General features: G+C 71.1%; 18 protein-coding genes and 1 pseudogene. 9 read left to right on the forward strand and 10 right to left on the reverse strand.

Annotation, left to right across the window (positions count from 1 at the left end):
- Position 1 precedes the first annotated feature (1 nt).
- The 4 genes from ACZ43N_RS06020 to ACZ43N_RS06035 all read left to right on the forward strand — a co-directional run bounded on the left by ACZ43N_RS06020 (position 2) and on the right by ACZ43N_RS06035 (position 4593).
- Positions 2 to 1960: a fumarate reductase/succinate dehydrogenase flavoprotein subunit gene (locus tag ACZ43N_RS06020; RefSeq protein WP_468095284.1), complete on the forward strand. Its 1959-nt coding sequence runs from the start codon at positions 2 to 4 to the stop codon at positions 1958 to 1960.
- Positions 1957 to 2706 carry a succinate dehydrogenase/fumarate reductase iron-sulfur subunit gene (locus ACZ43N_RS06025; RefSeq protein ID WP_468095286.1) on the forward strand — a complete coding sequence of 250 codons (750 nt, stop codon included), beginning with the start codon at positions 1957 to 1959 and terminating at the stop codon, positions 2704 to 2706. Before ACZ43N_RS06020 ends, ACZ43N_RS06025 begins: the two co-directional genes overlap by 4 nt.
- A gap of 236 nt (positions 2707 to 2942) precedes the next feature.
- A complete protein-coding gene (locus tag ACZ43N_RS06030; RefSeq protein WP_468095287.1) occupies positions 2943 to 3725 on the forward strand; it encodes a GNAT family N-acetyltransferase in 783 nt (260 codons plus the stop codon).
- A 4-nt stretch (positions 3726 to 3729) separates the two neighbouring features.
- Entirely contained in the window at positions 3730 to 4593 is an 864-nt protein-coding gene (locus ACZ43N_RS06035; RefSeq protein WP_468095289.1) for a lysophospholipid acyltransferase family protein, read from the forward strand.
- Here the strand turns inward: ACZ43N_RS06035 and ACZ43N_RS06040 are convergent.
- The 6 genes from ACZ43N_RS06040 to ACZ43N_RS06065 all read right to left on the reverse strand — a co-directional run bounded on the left by ACZ43N_RS06040 (position 4548) and on the right by ACZ43N_RS06065 (position 15491).
- Positions 4548 to 5564, reverse strand: coding sequence for an LLM class flavin-dependent oxidoreductase (locus ACZ43N_RS06040; RefSeq protein ID WP_468095290.1), 1017 nt, complete (start codon positions 5562 to 5564; stop codon positions 4548 to 4550). The two genes, ACZ43N_RS06035 and ACZ43N_RS06040, sit on opposite strands and share 46 nt — an antisense overlap.
- A gap of 138 nt (positions 5565 to 5702) precedes the next feature.
- Positions 5703 to 10898, reverse strand: a complete 5196-nt coding sequence (locus ACZ43N_RS06045; protein WP_468095291.1) for a family 43 glycosylhydrolase — start codon at positions 10896 to 10898, stop codon at positions 5703 to 5705.
- Between the two features lie 285 nt (positions 10899 to 11183).
- Complete coding sequence (locus tag ACZ43N_RS06050) at positions 11184 to 12143, reverse strand: GNAT family N-acetyltransferase (RefSeq protein WP_468095293.1); 960 nt, start codon at positions 12141 to 12143, stop codon at positions 11184 to 11186.
- A 540-nt stretch (positions 12144 to 12683) separates the two neighbouring features.
- Complete coding sequence (locus tag ACZ43N_RS06055) at positions 12684 to 13412, reverse strand: FAD:protein FMN transferase (protein WP_468095294.1); 729 nt, start codon at positions 13410 to 13412, stop codon at positions 12684 to 12686.
- Positions 13413 to 13414: 2 nt separating this feature from the next.
- On the reverse strand, positions 13415 to 14137 hold the full coding sequence (locus ACZ43N_RS06060) for an FMN-binding protein (RefSeq protein WP_468095295.1): 723 nt from the start codon (positions 14135 to 14137) through the stop codon (positions 13415 to 13417).
- 10 nt (positions 14138 to 14147) lie between these two features.
- A complete protein-coding gene (locus ACZ43N_RS06065) occupies positions 14148 to 15491 on the reverse strand; it encodes a ferredoxin reductase family protein (RefSeq protein ID WP_468095297.1) in 1344 nt (447 codons plus the stop codon).
- Positions 15492 to 15639: 148 nt separating this feature from the next.
- On the opposite strand from ACZ43N_RS06065, the gene ACZ43N_RS06070 reads away from it, so the two are divergent.
- Together ACZ43N_RS06070 and ACZ43N_RS06075 are read left to right on the forward strand one after the other, a co-directional pair.
- Positions 15640 to 16329: a response regulator transcription factor gene (locus tag ACZ43N_RS06070; protein ID WP_468095299.1), complete on the forward strand. Its 690-nt coding sequence runs from the start codon at positions 15640 to 15642 to the stop codon at positions 16327 to 16329.
- Positions 16326 to 17771, forward strand: a complete 1446-nt coding sequence (locus ACZ43N_RS06075; RefSeq protein ID WP_468095301.1) for a sensor histidine kinase — start codon at positions 16326 to 16328, stop codon at positions 17769 to 17771. The genes ACZ43N_RS06070 and ACZ43N_RS06075 overlap by 4 nt, the downstream gene beginning before the upstream one ends.
- An 8-nt stretch (positions 17772 to 17779) precedes the next feature.
- Here ACZ43N_RS06075 and ACZ43N_RS06080 read toward each other — a convergent pair whose 3' ends face one another.
- Positions 17780 to 17980: an SDR family oxidoreductase gene (locus ACZ43N_RS06080; protein ID WP_468095302.1), complete on the reverse strand. Its 201-nt coding sequence runs from the start codon at positions 17978 to 17980 to the stop codon at positions 17780 to 17782.
- 36 nt (positions 17981 to 18016) lie between these two features.
- On the opposite strand from ACZ43N_RS06080, the gene ACZ43N_RS06085 reads away from it, so the two are divergent.
- Complete coding sequence (locus tag ACZ43N_RS06085) at positions 18017 to 18397, forward strand: SMP-30/gluconolactonase/LRE family protein (protein ID WP_468095303.1); 381 nt, start codon at positions 18017 to 18019, stop codon at positions 18395 to 18397.
- Between the two features lie 174 nt (positions 18398 to 18571).
- Here ACZ43N_RS06085 and ACZ43N_RS06090 read toward each other — a convergent pair whose 3' ends face one another.
- Positions 18572 to 19714 carry a hypothetical protein gene (locus tag ACZ43N_RS06090; protein ID WP_468095305.1) on the reverse strand — a complete coding sequence of 381 codons (1143 nt, stop codon included), beginning with the start codon at positions 19712 to 19714 and terminating at the stop codon, positions 18572 to 18574.
- Between the two features lie 116 nt (positions 19715 to 19830).
- Positions 19831 to 20154: a hypothetical protein gene (locus tag ACZ43N_RS06095; protein WP_468095307.1), complete on the reverse strand. Its 324-nt coding sequence runs from the start codon at positions 20152 to 20154 to the stop codon at positions 19831 to 19833.
- Between the two features lie 84 nt (positions 20155 to 20238).
- On the opposite strand from ACZ43N_RS06095, the pseudogene ACZ43N_RS06100 reads away from it, so the two are divergent.
- Together ACZ43N_RS06100 and ACZ43N_RS06105 are read left to right on the forward strand one after the other, a co-directional pair.
- Positions 20239 to 20370, forward strand: a pseudogene (locus tag ACZ43N_RS06100) (MarR family transcriptional regulator); the annotation flags it as partial.
- A 63-nt stretch (positions 20371 to 20433) separates the two neighbouring features.
- A complete protein-coding gene (locus tag ACZ43N_RS06105; RefSeq protein WP_468095308.1) occupies positions 20434 to 21132 on the forward strand; it encodes a 2-phosphosulfolactate phosphatase in 699 nt (232 codons plus the stop codon).
- A gap of 86 nt (positions 21133 to 21218) precedes the next feature.
- Here ACZ43N_RS06105 and ACZ43N_RS06110 read toward each other — a convergent pair whose 3' ends face one another.
- Entirely contained in the window at positions 21219 to 22322 is a 1104-nt protein-coding gene (locus ACZ43N_RS06110) for an NAD(P)/FAD-dependent oxidoreductase (protein WP_468095309.1), read from the reverse strand.
- Positions 22323 to 22340 lie beyond the last annotated feature (18 nt).

Raw genomic sequence — 22340 nt, forward strand, 5'->3', positions numbered from 1 at the left:
CATGAGTACGTCCTCCGAGTACGCGGACTACACGACCGGGGCACCGGTCGTCGACACCAAGGCGCCCGAAGGCCCGATCGCCGAGCGCTGGGACCGGCGCCGCTTCGAGGCCAAGCTGGTCAACCCCGCCAACCGCCGCAAGCACACGGTCATCGTCGTCGGCACGGGGCTCGCCGGCGGCTCGGCCGGCGCCACCCTCGCCGAACAGGGCTACCACGTCGTCCAGTTCTGCTACCAGGACTCCCCGCGCCGGGCCCACTCGATCGCCGCGCAGGGCGGCATCAACGCCGCGAAGAACTACCGCAACGACGGCGACTCCGTCCACCGGCTCTTCTACGACACCGTCAAGGGCGGCGACTTCCGGGCCCGCGAGTCCAACGTCCACCGGCTCGCGCAGATCTCGGTGGAGATCATCGACCAGTGCGTCGCCCAGGGCGTGCCGTTCGCCCGGGAGTACGGCGGTCTGCTCGACACCCGCTCCTTCGGCGGCGTCCAGGTCTCCCGGACCTTCTACGCCCGCGGCCAGACGGGCCAGCAGCTGCTGCTCGGCGCCTACCAGGCCCTCAGCCGGCAGATCGCCGCCGGGAACGTGGAGATGCACCCGCGCACCGAGATGCTCGACCTGATCGTCGTCGACGGGCGCGCCCGTGGGATCGTCGCCCGGGACCTCATCACAGGGAAGGTCGACACCTACTTCGCCGACGCCGTCGTCCTCGCGTCCGGCGGCTACGGCAACGTCTTCTACCTGTCGACCAACGCCATGAACTCCAACGCGACCGCCGTCTGGCGTGCGCACCGGCGGGGCGCGCTGTTCGCCAACCCCTGCTTCACCCAGATCCACCCGACGTGCATCCCGCGCACCGGCGACCACCAGTCCAAGCTGACGCTGATGAGCGAGTCGCTGCGCAACGACGGCCGGATCTGGGTACCGAAGGCGAAGGGTGACCAGCGGCCCCCGCACCGGATCCCCGAGGACGAGCGCGACTACTACCTGGAGCGCATCTACCCCTCCTTCGGCAACCTGGTGCCCCGCGACATCGCCTCCCGCGCCGCCAAGAACGTCTGCGACGAGGGCCGGGGCGTCGGCCCCGGCGGGCAGGGCGTCTACCTCGACTTCGCCGACGCCATCGAACGGATGGGCCGGGCGGCCGTCGAGGCCAAGTACGGCAACCTCTTCGACATGTACCAGCGGATCACCGACGAGGATCCGTACCAGGTCCCCATGCGGATCTACCCGGCCGTGCACTACACGATGGGCGGACTGTGGGTCGACTACGACCTCCAGACCACGGTTCCCGGCCTGTTCGCGATCGGCGAGGCCAACTTCTCCGACCACGGGGCCAACCGGCTCGGCGCCTCCGCGCTGATGCAGGGCCTCGCCGACGGGTACTTCGTCCTCCCGGCGACGATCAACGACTACCTCGCCCGCCATCCCCGCCAGGAGGAGATCGGCCCTGAACACCCCGTCGTGCAGGAGGTGCTCGCCGAGACCGAGGACCGCCTGAACCTGCTGCTCGCCGTCGACGGCGACCGTACGCCGGACTCCTTCCACCGGGAACTCGGCGAGCTGATGTGGGAGTTCTGCGGCATGGCCCGCACGGAGAGCGGCCTGCGCAAGGCACTGGAGCGGATCCCGCAGATCCGCGAGGAGTTCTGGCGGCGGATCAAGGTGCCGGGGACGGGTGAGGAGTTCAACCAGTCCCTGGAGAAGGCCAACCGGATCGTCGACTACCTGGAGCTCGCCGAGCTGATGTGCCTCGACGCGCTGCACCGCGACGAGTCGTGCGGCGGGCACTTCCGCGAGGAGTCCCAGACCCCGGACGGCGAGGCGGAACGCAAGGACGACACGTTCTCGTATGCGGCCGCCTGGGAGTTCACGGGCACCGGCACCGCCCCCGTCCTGCACAAGGAAGACCTCGTCTTCGAGTACGTCCACCCCACCCAGCGGAGCTACGCATGAAGCTCACCCTGCGCGTCTGGCGACAGCGCGCCGCCGACGCCGAAGGCGCCATGTCCACGTACGAGGTCGACGACATCTCGCCCGACATGTCCTTCCTGGAGATGCTCGACACGCTCAACGAGGAACTCATCCTGCGCGGTGAGGACCCGGTGGCGTTCGACCACGACTGCCGGGAGGGCATCTGCGGGGCGTGTTCGCTGGTCATCAACGGGGACGCGCACGGGCCCGAGCGGACGACCACCTGCCAGCTGCACATGCGGTCCTTCACGGACGGCGACACGATCGACGTGGAGCCGTGGCGGGCCTCGGCGTTCCCGGTGATCAAGGACCTCGTGGTGGACCGGTCCGCGTTCGACCGGATCATCCAGGCCGGCGGATACATCACGGCGCCGACCGGGTCCGCGCCGGAGGCACACGCCACGGCCGTGCCGAAGCCGGACGCGGACTTCGCGTTCGAGCACGCCGAGTGCATCGGGTGCGGGGCGTGCGTGGCAGCCTGCCCCAACGGCGCGGCGATGCTGTTCACGTCCGCCAAGGTGAACCATCTGAACGTGCTGCCACAGGGGGCGCCCGAGCGGGAGACCCGGGTGCTGGACATGGTGGCCCAGATGGACGAGGAGGGGTTCGGGGGGTGCACGCTGGCCGGGGAGTGCGCCACGGCCTGCCCCAAGGGCATTCCGCTGGTGTCCATCACGAACATGAACAAGGAGTGGCTGCGCGCCACGCGGAAGGCCGGAAAGCGGTAGCGGGGCACTGATCGTTCGCCGACGGTGCGGACGGGCGGGGCCGGGAGTGGTGCTCATCCCCGGCCCCGTCTGGTTTTCGCGGGGGCGTCCCGGTTCGTTCAGCGAGCGCACATCCGCGCTCCCGCCCTCGGTCACGCGTCGGCCAGACGGCCTCGGGAGAACAGGTACGAGCGGGCCGTACCCGACCGGCCCGTTCTTCCGCTCAGGCCGAACCGGCCCGTGACCTGGAGTGAGCCATGACCGCCGTACCCGCTCTGGACACCCCGCCCCTGCCCTCTCCCTCAGCGGTCCCCACCCGCTACACCGTCGCCCTCGCCCGCGACGAGGCCGACGTACGTGCCGCGCAGCGGCTGCGGCACGATGTGTTCGCCGGCGAGCTGGGCGCCCTGCTGGCCGGCCCGCAGCCGGGGCTGGACGTCGACGCCTTCGACGCCTACTGCGACCACCTGCTCGTCCGGGAGACACTGACCGGGCAGGTCGTCGGCACCTACCGGCTGCTGCCGCCCGAGCGCGCCGCCGTCGCCGGACGCCTTTACTCGGAAAGCGAGTTCGACCTCGGCCGCATCGACGCGATCCGCCCGAACCTCGTCGAGGTCGGCCGCTCCTGTGTGCACCCCGACCACCGGGACGGCGCCGTCATCGGCCTCATCTGGGCCGGCATCGCCCGCTACATGCTCGACCACGGCCACGAGTGGCTCGCCGGCTGCTGCTCCGTCCCCCTCGCCGACGGCGGCGCCCTCGCCTCCGCCACCTGGGACCGGGTCAAGGACAAGTACCTTGCGCCGGAGGAGTACCGCGTACGCCCACTGCTGCCGTGGGTCCCCAAGGCCGAGGCCCCGGCCGAGCGCGTCGAGCTGCCCCCGCTGCTGCGCGGTTATCTGCGGCTCGGCGCATGGGTCTGCGGCGAGCCCGCGCACGACCCGGACTTCGGCGTCGCCGACCTGTACGTGCTGCTGCCGATGCGCCGCGTCAACGCGCGCTACCTGCGGCACTTCCTCTCCCTCGCCCCGGCGGCCTGACGCGATGAGCGTGTGGCTGCCCGGCGCGCCCTGCACCCCGCGGGCGTGCGTGGACGCCGCGAGGTCGACCGCCGCCGTGCCACGGGCCGTACTGCGGCTCACCGCGGTGGCGGCCCTGATCCTCGCCGGGATCCTCCTGAGCGGCCTCGGCCCCCGGATCCCTGCGGGCGCGGTACGGCACTGGTGCCGGTGGCTCGTACGGGCCTCGGGGGTCCGCATACGGATCACCGGCGCCGCGCCGCCCACCGGCGGTCTCCTCCTCGTCGCCAACCACATCTCCTGGCTGGACATACCGCTCCTCGCCGCGGTCCGCCCGGCGCGGATGCTCGCCAAGTCGGACATCCGGCACTGGCCCGTCGCCGGCACCCTCGCCGAGCGGGGCGGCTCCCTGTTCATCGAACGGGACCACATCCGCGAGTTGCCCGGGACCGTCGCCCGGATCGCCGACGCCCTGAGCGCCGGCACGGCGGTCGCCGTCTTCCCCGAGGGCAGCACCTGGTGCGGCCGGGCCCAGGGACGCTTCCGCCGGGCCGTGTTCCAGGCCGCGCTCGACGCGGGCGTCCCCGTCCAGCCGGTGCGCCTGCGCTACCGGTCGGCCGGGGGAGGGGCCAGCACCGCGCCCGCCTACGTCGGGGACGACTCGCTGCTCACGTCCGTGTGGCGCGTGGCCACCGCGCGCGGAGTCGTCGCCGAGCTGGACGTGCGGCCCCTGATCGACCCGGGCACCCACGCCGACCGGCGCGCCCTCGCTGCGGCCGCGCAGACGGCGGTCACCGACGTGGAGGCCAGGACCGCGCATGTGACGGAAGGACTGGAGGGTGCTCAGGCAGGACTGCCGAGGCCCGCGATCCGGGCCAGCCTCCGGTAGGAGTCCAGCAGCGCCGCACGGTCGTACGTACTGGTCGTGACCAGTACCTCCTGGGCGCCCGTCTCCTTGATCACGGACTCCAGTTCGTGCGCGACCTGCTCCTCGGTGCCGAAGACATGGCCGGTGAGCCCGGACTCGTAGGAGCCGCGCTCCCTGGCTGTCATGGTCCGCCGCTCGATCTCCTCCGCGGGAGCGAGCGGTGGGAACGTGCCGTGGGTGCGGGAGTGCGCCATCGCCCAGGCCTCGGGCAGGAGGAGGCGGTGGGCCTCCTGCGGGGTCGCGGCGACGGCGACCGTGCCGGAGACGACGACGTACGGTTCCGCCGCCCACGGGGACGGCCGGAACTCGGCGCGGTAGCGTTCGATGCCGCGCAGCATCCTGTCCCGGGCGCGCAGGTCGCCGATCACCATCGGCAGGCCCGCGCGCGCGGCGATCGACGCGCCCTCGCCCATCGCCAGCACGAACGGCGGCACGGTCAGGCCCTCCGGGGGACGCGCGTGCACACCGGTCGGGGACGTCCCGAGGAACCAGCCGAGCAGTTCGTCGAGCTGCCCCGCGAAGTCGGCCGTGTCGGCGGCGTCCTTGTCCCGGCCCAGCGCCCTGCGCACACCGTCCGTGAAGCCCACGGAGCGGCCGATGCCCATGTCGACGCGCCCCGGGAACAGGGACTCCAGCACCCCGAACTGCTCGGCCACGACCAGGGGGCGGTGGTTGGGCAGCATCACCCCGCCGGTGCCCACCCGGATGGTGCGCGTGGCCGCCGCGACGGCCGCTGCGAGGACCGTCGGCGCGGAGCCGGCCACCCCCGGCACCCCGTGGTGCTCCGAGACCCAGAACCGGTGGAAGCCAAGCTCCTCCACGGCCCGCGCCAGCCGCACGGTGTCCCGCAGGGCCTCGGACGCCTGATGGCCCTCCCGGACGCGGGAGCGGTCGAGGACGGAGAAACGGGTGGAGGAGAGCACGGAGGTCACAAGGGGTTCAACGCTCCGGGCCCGTGGTGATTCCCGACGCCCCCGACCTGCGCGGGGCCGGCCCCGCGCAGTACCGTCCCGGACGCGCGGAGGGGCGCCCGGAAGTGTCCGGGCGCCCCTCGGTGGAGCGTTCACTGACTAGCGGCCGACGGTGATCCCCCTCGTCCTGGCGGCCTTGGTGTTCTCGTAGACGACCTTGCCGGTGGACTTCTTCCAGATCTTGATCTTGAAGGTGTCCGGGCCGTCGGTCGCGGTGATCCGGAAGGCGTAGCCACTGGCGCCGCCGACCTTGCCCGAGCCCTGGTAGACGGCCTTGTCACCGGTCACCACGAGCCAGTCGGAGCTCGTGGAGCGGAACTTCAGCCCTGCCGTGCCGAAGGCGAAGGAGGCCCTGCCCGTGGGGACGGTGGCGTTCTTCGCGTACTTGGCGAGGAAGGAGAAGGCCGCCTTGCCGGTCAGACCGGCCTTGGCCGGGTAGGCGCCCGCCGGGGAGGTGAACTTCCCGGCACCGCTCGCGGAGCCCGCGGCGCGGTCGTAGACGATCAGCTCGGGGAGCTTGGCGCTGTCCGAGGCGCCGTCGTCGTCGGTGACCGTGACCACCGGGCGGTGGATACCGGCCTTGCGGTAGACGTGCTCGGCCTTGCAGACACCGGCGGTGACCTTGCCGGCCGTCGGCTTGCTGCCGTCCTTCCAGTCGACCTTGCAGGCCTGCTGGTCGGCGGTGCCCGGGTCGGTGAACTGCACCGTGACCGAGGTGCCCCTGCCCGCCGCCACCGGCGACTTCGGGCCGGTCGCGGAGGTGATCACCGGGGCCGCGTTGGTGACGGTCACGGTGGCCTTGTCGCTGCTCCGGCCGCCGGTCAGGGTCACCGTGTAGATGCCGTTGTCGGCGCAGGTGATCGTCGTCCTCGCGGAGGAGGCGTCGGCGAAGACGCAGGGCGCGCCCACCTCGACGGTCCACTTGGGGGTGGCCGCGCCGGAGACGGTGCCGCCGAGCTCGATGCGGTCACCCTCCTTGCCCTTGGCGTCCTGGCCGGCCCGGGCGATGGTGACCGGGTCGATGCTGCCGAGGGTGGGGACGACCTTCTTGATCAGGCCGTCGGCGTCGAACTCCAGCTTGTCGATGGTGGTTTCGCGGTGGGTGCCGTCTCCGCCGGGGATGGCGAAGCGGTGGTAGGCGATGTACCAGTCGTCGGTGTTCGGGACGTGGACGACCGAGTGGTGGCCGGGGCCCTTGATACCGAGCGAGAGGTCCTTCTCCAGGATCACGCCCTGCTTGGTCCAGGGGCCGGTGGGTGAGGAACCGGTGGCGTAGGCGACCCGGTAGTTCTCGTCCCGTGTGTCGTTCTCCGACCACATGAAGTAGTAGGTGCCCTTGCGCTTGATGACGAAGGTGCCCTCGTTGTAGCCGCTGGGGGTGATGTCGGTGACCTTCGAGGTGTCGAAGGAGATCATGTCGTCGTTCAGGGGGACGACATAGGCGCGGCCGTTGCCCCAGTAGAGGTACGAGGTGCCGTCGTCGTCGGTGAAGACCGCCGGGTCGATCATCTGGCCGCGGTGGTCGCCCGCCTTCAGCAGCGGCTTGCCCAGCGCGTCCTTGAACGGGCCGGTCGGCGAGTCGGAGACCGCGACACCGATGTTGGCGTCGGCGCAGAAGTAGAAGTAGTACTTGCCGTTCTTCTCCTCGATGGTCGGCGCCCAGGCCCTGCTGTCGGCCCAGGAGACGTCCGGTCCGAGGTCGAGGATGACGCCGTGGTCCTTCCAGTGGACCAGGTCCTTGGAGGAGTACGCCTTGAACTGCGTGCCGCTCCAGCCCTCGAAGCCGTCGGTGGTCGGGTAGACGTAGAAGGTGTCGCCGAAGCGGACGATGTTCGGGTCGGCGTTGAGACCCGGCAGGACCGGGCTCTTCATGATCAGTGCCGAGACGGTCCAGGTGCGCTTCTTGCCGTCGGAGCCCGTGACCTCGTACGTCCTCGGCTCGCTGAAGTCGCGCAGGGTGCCGGAGGCGGGGCTGATGCTCGCGCCGTGGGCCAGGATGAACTCCGGTGCCAGGGCGGTGACGTCGCTGCCCTCGGTCAGCGGCAGGACGATCCTGCTGTCCTTGTCGTCGATGATCGCGTCGACCTTGAGCGCCGGGTGGGTCGCCGCGGCGATCCCGGTGGTGTTGCCACCGAGCTCCAGGACCTCGGCGGGCGTCAGGGCCCGGTTGTAGATCCGGAAGTCGTCGACCTCGCCCCCGAAGTACGGGTCCGGGGAGTACAGGGACTTGCCGATGTAGCCGGAGTGGTCCTTGGCGGAGTCGTACAGGTCGGAGGGCTTGATGGTGACACCGTTGACGCGGGCGACCTCGGCGCCGTCCACGTAGAGGATCGCCGTCTCGGTCGCGCCGTCCAGGGTGACCGTGAGGTGCTTCCACTCGCCCTGGGTGAGCGGGGAGCCGCCGATCATCTGCTTCTCACCGGACCAGGTGGCCTTGGTGATCGCGGAGAACAGCTTCCCGGCGCCGTTGGACGGGGTGGCGAAGAGGTACTTGTTGTTGTCGGGTCCGAGCCCGAACAGCCACTGGAAGTTGTCGCCGCCCTTCCACTTGACGTACGTGGAGACGGTCACGGCGTTCGCGCCCTTGAGGACCCCGTTCGGGATCTTCACGTACGGCGAGTTCGAACCGCTGTTGCCGCCGGACATCTTGAACGAGCCGCCGTCGACGCCGGTCCCGAAGTCGGGCGTGCGGACGTAGGTGCCGTGGTAGCCGTGGCCGCTGGAGTCACGGGCGATGCTGCCGCCGGTCTCGTCGAAGTCGTAGTGCAGCACCAGGTCCGCCGGGACGTCCGGTCCCTTCTCGGAGACGGTGACCTCGGCGCGGACCCCGGTCGTGGCGTCGCCCGGCAGGGTGCCTTCGACCGTGAACGTGCCGGCCTGCGCGTACTTCGACGCGTCCACGTCCGCCCAGGTCACCGCGATGGGCTTCTTGGCGCCGTCGGCGTACTCGGCGATGACGGTGGCGGGCAGCACCGGGGCCTCACCGATGCGCGTCTCGACCTTGATGTCCTCGACGCTCTTGACGATCTGGTCCGGCTGGTAGGTGCTCAGCAGCCGGTCGTACTCGGCCTGCGTCACCGGCAGCACCGTGCCGTGCCGCGGTTTGGCCGGCAGGTCGTACGAGCCGGACGGCGTCCACACCCCGGAGGCGAGGTCGGTGGTCTCGAAGGGGATGTAGCCGCGTCCGCCGAACTCGTCGAGGAACGCGTACCACTTGTCCTCGGTGTTCGACTTGAACACCAGCGGGCCCTCGGCCGCGCTCATCGCGCCCTTGCCGATGCCCTCGGCGACCGGGTCCCAGGACAGGTCGAGCAGCGAGTCGCTCTTCTCCTCGAAGATGAACTTGCTGTTGGGGGTGGAGGAGCTGTTGTTCCGCTCGTCCTTGGAGAGGCGGAAGTACGTGCCGTCGTGCTGGATGACCGTGGAGTCGATGACCGAGTAGCCGCGGTCGATCCAGACCTTGGGCTCGCTGAAGGTGTAGAAGTCGCGGGTCGTCGCGTACATCATGCGGTTGTACGTGTCGCCGGTGTGCGCCTCGTTGTCGTACAGCTTCGACGCCCAGAAGACGACGTACTCGCCGAGCTTCTCGTCGTAGTACGCCTCGGGGGCCCAGGTGTTGCCGGCCGCGTCGGGGGAGACCTTGACCAGGCGCTGGTTGGTCCAGTTCACCAGGTCGGTGGACTCCCACACCATGATGGACTTGCTGCCGGAGCGCTGCGAGCGGTCCCAGTCGCCGTTGCCGTAGATCTTCAGGTCGGTGGCGATCTGGTAGAACTTGTCGCCCTCGGGGGAGCGGATGATGAACGGGTCGCGCAGGCCCTTCTCGCCGAGCGAGGAGGTGAGGACGGGCTTGCCGTCGTTCAGCTCACGCCACTTCAGCGGGTCGTTGCCCTTGCTGAGCGCGAAGTAGAGCTGCTCGCCGTCCGCGGTGCCCTCGCCGGTGAAGTAGCTGAACATGTAGCCCTTGCGGGCTTCCTTCTTCGGCAGCTCCGGCACCTTCGCGGTGAAGGCACGGGTGGTCTTCGCGTCGTTCTTGGTGACGGTCGCGGTCAGCTCGGCGGTCGTGCCGCCGTCGCCGTGCGCCGGGCGGTGCACCACACCGTCGTCGGTCACCACGTCCGGGTCCGCGGAGGACCACGACACCTTGGTGCCGAAGTCACCGGACGTCGGGAGCGTGAGGTTGCCGCGCGCGTCATCGAGGTTGTGGACGGTCAGCGCCTCGGCGGCCTGCTTCACGGCCGTGGTGTCGTCGAAGGACGGCAGGACCGTGACCTCGAAGGCCTTGGTGTCCGTCACGGAGCCCCGCTTGAGGGTCGCCGTGAGGGTGGCGTGGCCGTTCGGCTCACCGGCGGCCGGGCGGGTCACCGCGCCGGAGTCCGCGACCACCGAGGTGTTGTCGCTCTTCCAGCTGATGGAGGAGCCCCCGGCCGTACCGGTCTTCGGCAGGTCCAGGTCGGCGGTCACCGCACTCGTGTCACCGAGCGTGAGAGCGGCCTTGTCGGCGGCGACGCCCTGGACGGCCACGGGGAGCGAGAGCTGCTCGACCTCGGTGGCGGCGAGGGCTCGGTTGTAGACCCGGAAGTCACGGATCTTGCCCTTGAAGAGCTTGTCGCCGGTGTAGACCGACTTGCCTATGTAGTTGGCGGTCGTGGTGCCCGAGCCGATCGACCCGGGCGTGATGGTGACCGACGAATTGCGGCCGACCTCGACCCCGTCCTCGTACAGCACGCCCGTGGTGCCGGTCTGCGTGTACGTGAGCTGCTTCCACACCGAGCGGGTCAGGTTGTGCGAGTCGCCGGGCCGGGTGTTCTGCTCGGTCGACCAGTTGCCGGACGCGATGGCGGTGCGCAGCGAGTTGCCGGTGGCGAAGAGGTAGCCGTTGCCCGTGCCGCCGCTGGTGTTGCCGAATCCGTAGATGAAGTACGGGCCGGCCTGCGACTCGTCCATCAGCACGTCCATGGAGACGCTGATGGAGCTCATGCCCTTCATGACGTCGTTCGGCACCTTGACATAGGTGTCCGAGCCGTTGAACGCCAGGCCCTGGCCGTCGCCCGTCCAGCCGGCCTCGCCGTTCACCGTGCCGTCACGGCCGTTGCCGGAGGCGTCGGTCACCGTGGTGCCGGAGGTGGCGTCGAGCTTGTACCAGAGGGCCAGCCCGTCGGTGAGGTCCGTGCCGTCCGCGACGGCGGGGGCGACCGGTCCGGCGAGGCCCAGGAGCAGTGACGCGGTGGTCAGCCCGGCGAGCCGGCCTGCTCGGCGTCTCGCGCGGCCGCGTGGACCTGCGTTGTACGTCATATGGAGTTTCCCTGCTGAGAGCACGGCTGATGAAAGGGCGGAACAAGGAAAAAGGGGGAAGGCCGAGGGCGGAGGACCCCGTCCCTGGGTGCCCCGCCGTTTCGGCTGTGTGACGTCGTGTTGCGAGAGTGTCAATCGAGGCGTGGCGGGGCGTCAAGAGGTATCGAACAATGTCCGACCTGCCGAACAAGCCGGAGCGCGGTTCGCCAAGAACCGCGATACGCAGCCGCGTTGATGTGGTGCCGTGCTACCGATTCAGCGCTTTGTCGACAGCCTCGCGGCTGCTCATGCCACGGGGCGGACGAGCTCCCAGGTGTCGACCGCGAAGTCCAGCTTCATGCCGTGCCGCTCGTACAGGGCGAGGGCGCCGGTGCTGTTGTCGGTGTCCACACCGAGGCCGATGCGGTCGCGGCCCCGTGCCGCGTAGTGGCCGAAGGCGTGGCGCAGCAGATGGCTGCCGAGACCCTGGCCGCGGACCTCGGAGAGGACGCCGAGGGAGGCGATCCAGGCCATGGTCACGCGGTCGTCGCGGGTACGCAGGGCCGCCGCGTCGCCGAGACCGTCGAGGTGCGCGATCCAGACCAGTGACCAGTCGACGTTCTCGGCGTCGATGCCGTCCAGCCACTGCTCGTAGGTGCGCGGCTGGAAGTCGAAGTGGTCGGTGAAGGAGGCCTGCAGCAGGGCGTGGGCCTGCCTGCGGTCCGCCTCGCTCACGCACGGCCGCAGCGTCACCCCGGGCGGCGGCGCGGGGAGCGTGTCGGCGGGGGAGAGGGCGCGGTCCAGCACGTGGTAGCGGCGGACCGGGCGCCAGCCCCGGCCGCGCAGGGCGTCGAGGTCCGTGGTGGGCGCGGTGTTGAGGTGCAGATGCACCACCGCGCGGTCCGCCCCGTTGGCCGCGGCCCGCTCGACGGCGCGGGCCTCCATCAGCTCGAACAGGTGCAGGGCGCCGAGCGGTCGGTCCGGCAGCGCGTAGTGGTCCATGTCGATGCGCTCACCGCCCGACTCGTCCCACATCAGGCCGTAACCCACCAGCAGATCCCCGTCGAACAGCAGCCAGGAGTCGCGCTCCAGGTCCACCTCGGGGTGCTTCAGGTCCGCCTGCACCTCGGCGAGTTCCGTCTCGGCCCGGCCGATCTCCAGCCGGTCCACCTCGTTCAGCAGAGCGCACACCGCCACCGCGTCGTCGAGGCGTGCCGGGCGTACGGTCATACCGGCCGGCAGCGCGGCGGGGTGCGTCGTCGTCATGGGGCCACTGTCGAAGGCGCCGGAAGCCCCCCGCAACGCAATTTCTGCCGCCGGGCACTCCAAGGCGCCGCGGCTCAGCCCCTCAAGGGGCGCGGGGAACTGCGCGAAGAACCACGAATCACCCGCAGCCGCGGTACGCCAGGCGGCCCGGAGCTGGAAGGCGCCGACAGCCGCCCGGTACGTATGGCACCGGAGCCCCACGATGAAGGGGCGCGGGGAACTGCGCGAAAAGCCACGAATCACCCGCAGCCGCGGTACGACAAGCGGCCCCGAGCTGGAAGGCGCCGACAGCCGCCCGGTACGTACGGCACCGGAGCCCCACGATGAAGGGGCGCGGGGAACTGCGCGAAAAGCCGCGAATCACCCGCAGCCGCGGTACGACAGGCGGCCCGGAGCTGGAAGGCGCCGACAGCCGCCCGGTACGTATGGCGCCGGAGCCCCACGATGAAGGGGCGCGGGGAACTGCGCGACCGACCACGAGTCACCCGCAGTCGCCCTACGACACGCAGTCCCGAGTTCTGAGGCGCCGCAGACCGCCCCTCAGGTCCTCGTCGCCACGGGCAACCCCGGCGTCCGGTGCACCTTCCGATCCGCGTCGACCGCGAACACCTCGCAGCCCTCCCTCGATGCCGCCCACTCGATCCCCTCCACCCCCATCGCGAACGCCGCCGTCGCGGTGGCGTCGGCCTCGGTGAGGGACGCCGCGACGACGGTCAGGCTCAGCAGCCCCGTCGCCGGGCGCCCCGTGCGGCCGTCGAGGATGTGGTCGCCCCGTTCGTAGCGCGCGGATGTGGCCACCGCCCCGTCGCCGACCTCAAGGACCGTGCAGAGCCGGTCGGCCCGCTCGGGATGGCGTACGCCGACCCGCCACGGACCGCCGGTCACCGCCACGTCCCCGCCCGCGTTGAGACAGAGGCGCTTCGCGCCCCGCTCCGCGAGCAGGTCCGCGGCCCGCTGCACGGCCCACCCCTTCACCATGGCGCAGGGGTCGAGCCCGCGCCCCGGCAGCCGTACGTCGAACGCGCCACCGGTCGCCACGCGGTACTCCTCGCACAGGTCGAGGACCTCGGCCAGGTCCGGGCTGAGCTCGTGTGGGGCGAGCTCACCCCGGTCCAGCCGGGACACCTCGCTGTCGGCCCGGAACGGACTGAACCGCGCGTCGACCTCGCGCAGCCAGTCGAACGCCGGCTCCGCGGCCTCGGCGGTCGTGCCCTCGTCCTCGATGAGCAGGGAGATCGGGAAACCCATGATGTGTTCGACGCGGCGCATGATCAGCCCTTCGCGTCGAGGGCGGCCTGGAGGGACTCCCGGTAGCCGTCGCTGGTGATGGTCGCGCCGGAGACGGTCTCGATGTCGGCGTCCTGGGCCTTCAACGTCTCCTCGATGAGGACCGGCACCGCGGCCTCGGTCTGCGGGTGGTTGGGCTGCTTCAGCATCTTCACGGCGCTGATCTCGTCGCCCTCGAAGGTCACCTGGACCTGGACGTCGCCCTTGGAGGTGCCGACCGTCGAGCCGGCGACCGTCCGGCTGCCGCTCTCCTCCGACGAACCGGACGAGGAGGAGCCGGAGCCCGAGGCGGAGTCCGAGGAGGACACCGACGCGTCCTTCTCGTCGATCGCCGCCTGCAGGGACTTCCGGTAGGCGCCACTGGTGATGGTGGCGCCGGAGACCGTGTCGATGTCGGCGCTCTGCGCCTCCAGCGTCTCCTTGATCAGCTTCGGCACCGCCGCCTCGGTCTGCGGGTGGTTCGGCTGCTTCAGCATCCTGACCGCGGTGATCTTCCCGCCCTTGAAGGTCGCCTGGACCTGGACGGGACCCTTCTCCGTGCCGATGGTGGGCCCCGAGACCACGGTGGAGTCACCGGAGGTGGACGTGGAGGCCGACGGGGCCGGTTCGGCGGTCGCCGTGGTGGTCGTCTCGGTCGAGGGGGTGTAGCGCCACACGGGGACCAGCGCGGCGGCGCTCAGGACCAGGGCGGGTATCGCTCGTTTCACGGTGTCTTCCTCATCCCGCCAGGCTGAAGCGTTCGAAGTGGATCTGCGGCTTGGGCACGTCCAGCTCGCGCAGGCTGCCCAGTACGGCGTTCATCATCGGCGGCGGCCCGCACAGGAACACGTCGCGGTCGGCGATGTCCGGGACCATCCGGGCCAGCTCGCGCGGTGCGAGGAGGTCGGGGACGGCCGGACCCGAGACCAGGTGCAGCTCGGCGCCCTTGTCGAAGGCGAGCTGCTGGAGCTCCTCGTAGAGGACGGCGTCCTGCCTCGTGCCCACCCGGTAGATCACCACGGCGTGCCCCTGGATCTCCTCCAGCAGCGCCCGGATCGGGGTGACGCCGACGCCGCCCGCGATCAGCACCGACTCCGGCCGGGTGCGGTGCATCGCGGTGAACGCTCCGTACGGGCCCTCCGCGAACACCCGCGTGCCGACCTTCACATGACGCAGGGCGGCGGAGCCCGCACCGGCCGCCTTGGCCGTCAGACGCAGCTGCTTGCCGTCGGGCGCCGCCGACAGCGAGAACGGGTTGGCCTGCCACCAGCGGTCCCGGGTCAGGAACCGCCAGAGGAAGAACTGGCCGGCCCGCGCGGGCATCCGGTCCAGGTCACGGCCGCTCATGTAGATGGAGACGACCTGGTCGGACTCGTGCACGACGGCCGTGACGCGCAGCTGGTGCCGCCAGTTCCGCCACAGCGGCAGCACCAGCCGGCCCAGGAACACCGCAGTCAGGGCGCCGCCCCACAGCGCGTACCAGTACGCCGTCGCCACCTCCGACGAGGCGAACGTCGTCCCCGCCGCGACCTGGTGGGTGAAGGCCAGCACCACCGCCACGTAGGTGTACAGGTGGATGAAGTGCCAGGTCTCGTAGGCGAGCCGGCGCCGTGCGAAGCGGGCCGAGACCACGCCGATCACGATGATGATGCCGAGCGCGACGATGGCGCGGAGCACGCCCTCGGTGGTCTCGGCGAGGTCGATCACCTGGTTCACCGGGTCCATGTCCGAGGACTGGGCGTATCCGAAGGCGATGAACACCCCGTGCGCCACCAGCAGCCACAGCACGGAGAACCCGGTCCAGCGGTGCCAGGAGGTCAGCCGGTCCATGCCGATGCGCCGGTCGAACCACGGCAGCCGCGCCACCAGCACCAGTTGGAAGGCCATCAGCAGCGCCCCGTACAGGCCGGTCAGGCGACCCAGCACGATCAGGGCGTTCGAGGCGAAGCCGGCCTGGACGAAGAAGAGGGCCACCACGGCGACGTTCGCCGCCAGCACCGCGTACAGACCGGTGCGGGCGACCACTTTGGGGCGCGCTCCCGAGCGGCTCGCGGCCGCGGGGGGTTGTTGGACAGTGGTCACGCTGACAGCTCCTTGATCGGGTCCGGGGTACGAGCTTGGCCGGAAGGCGCTGTCGTTTTGCTGTCGGTCAACTTTCAAGTTTTTATCGATCTTCTGGCGAGCTGTGAGCGGCTATGGCGGAAGGCGATCGGTGCCGCAGTATGAGCACGTGGAAAAAGTGCGACTTCTCGTGGTGGACGACGATCCGCCCATCGCGGATCTGGTGGCGACCGTCGCCCGCTACGAGGGCTGGGACGCGGTCACGGCGAACTCCGGTGAGGAGGCGCTGCGACAGGCCGCCGAGTTCCATCCGGACATCGTGGTCCTCGACCTGATGCTGCCCGGCCTGGACGGCTTCGGCGTGCTCGACCGGCTGCGCCGGTCCGGCACGATGGTGCCCGTGGTGTTCCTGACGGCCCGCGACGGCGTCGCCGACCGTGTCGCGGGACTGACCCGTGGCGGTGACGACTACCTGGTCAAGCCCTTCGCCGTGGAGGAGCTGATGGCCCGGCTGCGCACCGTCCTGCGGCGCAGCACCGGCCCAAGCTTCCAGCGTTCCGTGCTCCAGGTCGCCGACCTGACGATGGATGAGGACACCCGCGAGGTCCGCCGCGGCGAGAAGCTCCTCACCCTCACTCCCACCGAGTACGAGGTGCTGCGCTATCTCATGCGCAAGTCGCCGACCGTCCTCACCAAGGCGCAGATCCTCGACCACGTCTGGGAGTACGGCTTCGGCGGCCGCTCCAATGTCGTCGAACTCGTCGTCAGCCGGCTGCGCCGCAAGCTCGACGACAGCGGTGAACCGCTCATCCACACCGTGCGGGGCTTCGGATACGTGCTCCGGCAGGCCGCCGAGTGATCGCCCGTCTGAAGGAGACCTACCGCGGCATGCGCCTGGGCACGAGGCTCGCCCTCGGCCTGGGCGCCCTCGCGCTCGTGGTGTTCGCCGTCGTCGGCAGCGTTCTGACCATGTACATGCGCGGCTACCTGTCGCGACAGCTCGACGAACAGCTCCATGTCGCGCAGGTCGCCCAGTCCAAGAGCATCGCCGACGACGGCACGCTGGAAGGCAAGAAGTACTGGGGCTGGTACTACGCCGTGTACGACATCAAGGACGGCACCCCCGAGCTGCGGACCCCCAAGGACTCGGTCGACCTGCCCCGGGACGTCGACGCCTTCACGCGCCTCGCGGCGGACCAGGCCACATCGGAGAAAGAGATCACCCGCACCGAACCCCTGGAGGGGGCCGGTCTGTACCGGCTGCGGGCCTGCGAGGCCGAACCGGGGGTGATCCTGGTCGGCGCCGCCCCCATGGAGGAGATCGAGGACACCGTCGAGCAGCTGGTCACCATCCAGGTGATCGCGTTCGCCCTCGCCCTCGCCGTCCTCGTCGTGTTCGGCCGGGGCATGCTGCGGCGCGGACTGAAGCCCCTGAGCGACATGGCGCACACCACCCGCGGCATCACCTCTCACGACCTGACGGACTCGGCACGGCTTCCGGTGCGCCATGACGGCCGCGACGGCGGCCCCGAGGTGGAGGAACTGCGCACGGCCTTCAACAGGATGCTGGAGCACATAGACGACGCGTTCGCCGTCCGCACCGCGGCCGAACAGCGCCTGCGCCAGTTCGTCGCCGACGCCTCGCACGAGCTGCGCACCCCGCTGATGTCCGTACGCGGCTACGCCGACCTGTTCCAGTACGCCGCCGCGCACAGCCCCGAGGAACGTGACAAGCACCTGGCCCGGCTGCGCGCCGAGGCCGCCCGCATGGGGGTACTGCTGGACGACCTGCTCATGCTGGCCCGCCTCGACGCGGCCGACGTCGAGGCACCGCTGCGGTGGGAGGAGGCCGACCTGGTGGAGCTGGCGCAGCAGGCCGGGGACGCCTTCCGGGCCGGGCACCCCGGCCACCCGCTGACCGTGGGCATGGGGCCCGACCGGGTACGGTTGCGGCTGGACCCGCTGCGGGTGCGTCAGGTTCTCGACAACCTCCTGACCAACGCCGCGGTGCACACCCCGGCGGGCACCAAGGTCCAACTGGAGGTGTGCGTCGTCTCCGGCATGGCCGAGGTGCGGGTCACGGACGCCGGGCCGGGCATCCCGGCGGACGACCAGGAGCGCGTCTTCGACCGCTTCTACCGCGTCGACAAGGCCCGCAGCCGCGACCGGGGCGGCAGCGGCCTCGGCCTCGCCGTGGCCCACTCCCTCATCCGGGCCCATGGCGGCACACTCACCCTGACCAGCGTCCCCGGCGCGACGACCTTCAGGGTACGGCTTCCCCTGGGCGGCCCCCCGGAGTAGGGCGTAGCTCAGACGGCGGCCCAGGCGTCGTCCACGGGCAGGACCACGCCGTTGACGAAGGCGGCGGCGTCGGAGGCGAGGAAGAGGACCGCGTCCGCCTGCTCCTCGGCCGTGCCCAGGCGGCCGATGTTCGCGCCGATGACCGCTGGGCCGTGCGCCTGCTGGTCGGCGTCCACCTTGAGGTTGGTCAGGGTCGGGCCGGGGACCATGGCGTCCTCGCCGATGGGCTGGACCGGCCCACGGACGTGACCTTCGACGCGCGGGGCCGCTGCTACGTCAGCGAGGAGCGGCTCGGCTCCGTGCTCCGCCTCGACGGGCCCGGCAAGGCGGTCGTCGTGGCGGACGGGCTCGGCGCGCCGCAGGGACTGGCGCTCCTGGGCGAGGAGTTGTTCGTGGTGGAGACCGAGCACCGCCGGCTGTACGCGATCTCCCTCACCACGGGGGAGCGCCGCGTCGACGCCGAGGACCTCCCGGTGGGAGCGCCCCCGGGCGTCGTCCCCCGTGCCGAGCCGACGCTGTTCGCGGCCGGTATGCCCGGCACGGCCCGCCGCTTCGCAGGGCTCGCCGCCGCCCCGGACGGGAGCCTGCTGCTGTCGGCCCACGGGAGGGCACCGTGCTGCGGTTGACCCCAAAGCCGGAGCCGGAACCGCATCCCCAGCCGGAGAGGTCAAAGGAGGCTTTGACGTCGGTGCCTCAGCCGGAGCGGCAGAGCGCCCTCGGCAGTTCGACGGCGATCGGCTCCGCGCGGTGCACCGGCCGGTGGGCGACCCAGGGCCGCGGGTACGGGCGGGCGGCGGACCCTAGGGCTCCGACCTGGCGGAGGTCTCCGTCTCCTCGCTCGGGGGCGCGGGGGCGGAGCGCCAGGTCTTGGTGCCGCCCTTCAGCCGCTCCAGCGTGCGCGTCAACTGCTGCAAGGGCGAGGTGGTCTGCGACCCGGACGGCTGCCGCTCCACGGGGGCGGCCCCGCCGGACTCGCGGTACGCGGCGAGCGCCTCGTGGGCACGCTCGGCTGCCTCCCGGTACAGATCCCGGGACTGCGTCATGGCCTCCAGCGCCTCGGCGTACATCGCCACCAGCTTCCGCTCGCGGACGAGTTCCTCCTGCAGGGTGAGCAGTTGCCAGTCCTCGCGCAGCGCGGTGAGGGCGTCGTCGGCACCGTCCGGCAGGGGCCGCGGCAGCGCGGCGAACCGAGTCACCGCCGCGATGAGGTCGGTCGGTTCCGAACCGTCCAGGAACACCGCGCGCACGGCGAACTCCCCGGCGTCGTGGTCGGCGGGCGCCGGGTCACCGGGGAGCACCACGGCGCCGCCGCGCGGGATCTCCAGGTCGAACTCCCGCAGCGCCCAGTTCACCACCCGCAACTGGTGCGGCGCGGCTCGGTGTTCCACCACGCGGTGACGCAGGCCCGGCGGCAGCCATCGGGCGAGGGGCAGCCGGCCGCGCTCGTCGGTGGTCATGGCCTCGTGGACGACCACGTGGACGCACCATCCGGCGTGCCCGGCGTCCCTGAGCAGACGGCGGGCTTCCTTGTCGTCCTCGGGCAGGGCGTTGATCCTGCTCAGCGACAGGCCCGTGGCCGCGTCGTGGTCCCAGTCGCCGTACTCCGGCCAGAACCGGGTGACGGGGGAGGGCCACGCCGGGTCCCACGGCTCCTCCGCCTCCGCGAGGATCGTCCACTCCCGCCCGGCTCCGAGGTCCGGCGCGAGGCTCAGCCGGGCGCGTACCGTCACCTCGCCCGGGACGCGCCAGCGGGCCTGGAAGACCCGCTCGGGGGAATCGCCCCCGGGGTCGGGCAGTTCCAGGAAGTCGTCGATGACCCGGCTGTCCTTGAGCCGGCACAGGGTACGGCGGAGGACGTCCTCCGCGTCGGGGCCTACGTGGCGGCCGCGAGCCGGCCACACCGTGGGAGGCGTCGTGGGACGGGCTGTGGGGGAGGTCGGCATGAGTCCATCGGGGAGCAGGGGCACGTGCGCATGCCAGTATCGTCGTCGCGGCCCGGCGGAGATCACCCGGGGTCCCGCCCGCCCCCGCGTCCGCCCCGCGACCGTCTCCGAGGTACCTACCGCTCCTCACCTCCCCGGCCGGTGTCCGGTTCGCGTCCCGAGACGGCGTCGGTCACGCCGGACTCGTCCGCCGTGTCGTCACCCGGACGGGGTGTGCCGCGCCCGCCCGCCTGGCCTCCGCCGGTGCTGCCGTAGCCTCCCGGCACGCCGGGCACGCTGTCCGCGTCAGCCTGTTCCCGGCTGATGTGCCGGGTGGCGCGCACGCCCGCGCGGCGCTCGGGGTGCGGATAACTGAAGGGACGTGCGGCGGCGCGTGCCTCCTCGGCAGCCTCCGCCTGCTGGGCCCTCTCCTTCTGGTCCGGTGCCTTGCCGTCAGTCATGCGCTCCGCGTACCCGCCCCCGGCCGTGCCATGTGGCATCGCGGGGTCTGCAATTGCTGCTCTTCAAATTCGAGTGAGTGAGCAGCTCCGGCCCACTGGTCGTCCGAGGAACTCGGGCAGCTCGCCGGCCTGTTCCACCGGATGGTGGACGACTTCCTCGCCCATGCCGACGACTCCGCGGACCAGCAAGCCGCTGAGCCCGCGCACCCCGGCTGAGGCGGGTGAGCAGGGATCTCCCCGAGGCCGACGCCATGATCGCGGGGACGTCATCATGGTGCGATGGACCATCACTTCGTCGGCATCCCGGAGTTGACCGGCGTCCCCCCTGTCGCGGTCGTCATCGACGTCATGCGTGCCTTCACCGTGGCCGCCTGGGCCTTCTCGCTCGGCGTCGAGAGGATCGTTCTGGCCCCGACGGAGGACGAGGCGCTCGCCCTGAAGGAGAGCCGCCCGGGTTGGCTGGCCCTCAAGGACGGACCTCCGGCGGCGGGCTTCGACGCCGTGAACTCGCCCGCCCTGCTCAGATCGTGCGATCTCGCCGGGCGCACGCTGGTGCAGAAGACGACGGCGGGAACCGTCGGCGCGCTGGCCGTCGCGGACTCCCCGCTGGTCCTGTGTGCGAGCTTCGTGGTGGCCGGTCCGACCGCGCGATTCCTGCGGACCCGGGCGTCCGGTCCGGTGACGTTCGTCGTCACCGGCGAGGAAGGCCGGGCCGAGGAGGACCTGGCCTGCGCCGAATACATCGGCCGGCGCATGGCCGGCGGTGAGGTCGAAGCGGCTCCGTATCTCCACCGTGCGAGGACCTCCCGCGCCGCGGCTGACCTCGCCGCCGGGCTGCGCGGCGGATACCACCCCGACGACGTCGACCTCTGCCTGGAGGTCGACAGGTTCGGCTTCGCGATGACGGCGCGTCAGCAGGGCTCCCTGACGGTGCTCCATCCTGTCGAGGTGCCCGACCCACCGTCCGGTACTCGCTGACCGGGGGCCTCGGCGTCGGGCCCGGGCGGCCCGACGACCGGAGTCGTCGGAGCCCGGGCCCGACGAGCGGCCGGGACGGCCCGGCCTCAGGCGGTGTACCCGAGTTGCTTCCGCACGTACGGCGTCATCAGTGTCCTCGCTTTGGCGAGGGTGCTGGTACGGCCGCCCAGCACGGCCGTCTCGCCGCCGGGCACCGGGATCAGGGTGAGCCCGTCGCCCGGTCCGAACGGCACGATCAGCGGAGTGCGCCAAATCGGCCGGTACAAGTGCGGCTCCTTGCGGTGCTTGCCCGAACTCCCCAGGTAGGTACGGATGTTGTGGGCGGCGATGTCCGCCTGGGCGATCGCGGCGGGGGAGATCTTCAACTCGGTGACATCGTTCACGTCGCCGACCGCGAACACGTCGAGCCGCCCTTCCACCCGCAGTGTCCGGTCGACCTTCACGTGCCCCGAGGGGTTCAGCCAGTCGCCGTGCCCGGCCAGCCGCAGCCAGAGCGTGTTCGGGGTGGTGCCGGTCGCCCAGAACGACAGATCCGCCTCGATGACATGCCCCCGGCCGTCCCGGTACGTGCCGAAGTCGGCGCCGGGAGAGACGAACGAGTCGAGACGCACCTCCACGTCGTGCGACTCCAGCCACGCCAGCGCCCGCCGGCCGGCCCACTTGCTGCCGGTGGAGCTGAGCAGCGCCGACCCGGCGTGCGCGAGCGTCACCCGGGCGGTGGGCCGGGCCAGCCGGATCTCCGCGGCGAGCTCCACCCCGCCGGGTCCGCCGCCCACGATGAGCACATGTCCGGCCGCGGCGATGTTCTCCTGGTGCGCCGTGAACGTCTTTGCCGCCTCCTCCGTGGTCGTCCCGAGGAAACGGGCGGGCTCCGGATAGTCGGCGCCGGTCGCGATGACGACCACGTCGTACGGCAGCCGCTCACCGGTGGCGAGCTTCACGTACCGTTCGCCGGTGTCGATGGCGACCGCCTTGTCCACCAGCACCCGGCCGTTGCTCAGCAGCCGGTCGTAGGGGATGAAGGGCGCCGTCGTCCATTCCTCCTGCACGCCGGCGCGCAGTGCGGCGATGCGGTGGAAGAAGACCTCCTTGCGGTCCACGAGGGTGACGCGCGCGTACGCGTCCAGTTGTTTCGCCAGCCGGATGCCCCCGTATCCGCCGCCGATCACGATCACTTCGCCGTCAAGCACAACGATTCTCCTGTGCTG

The sequence above is a fragment of the Streptomyces sp. NPDC030814 genome (genome assembly GCF_055572155.1).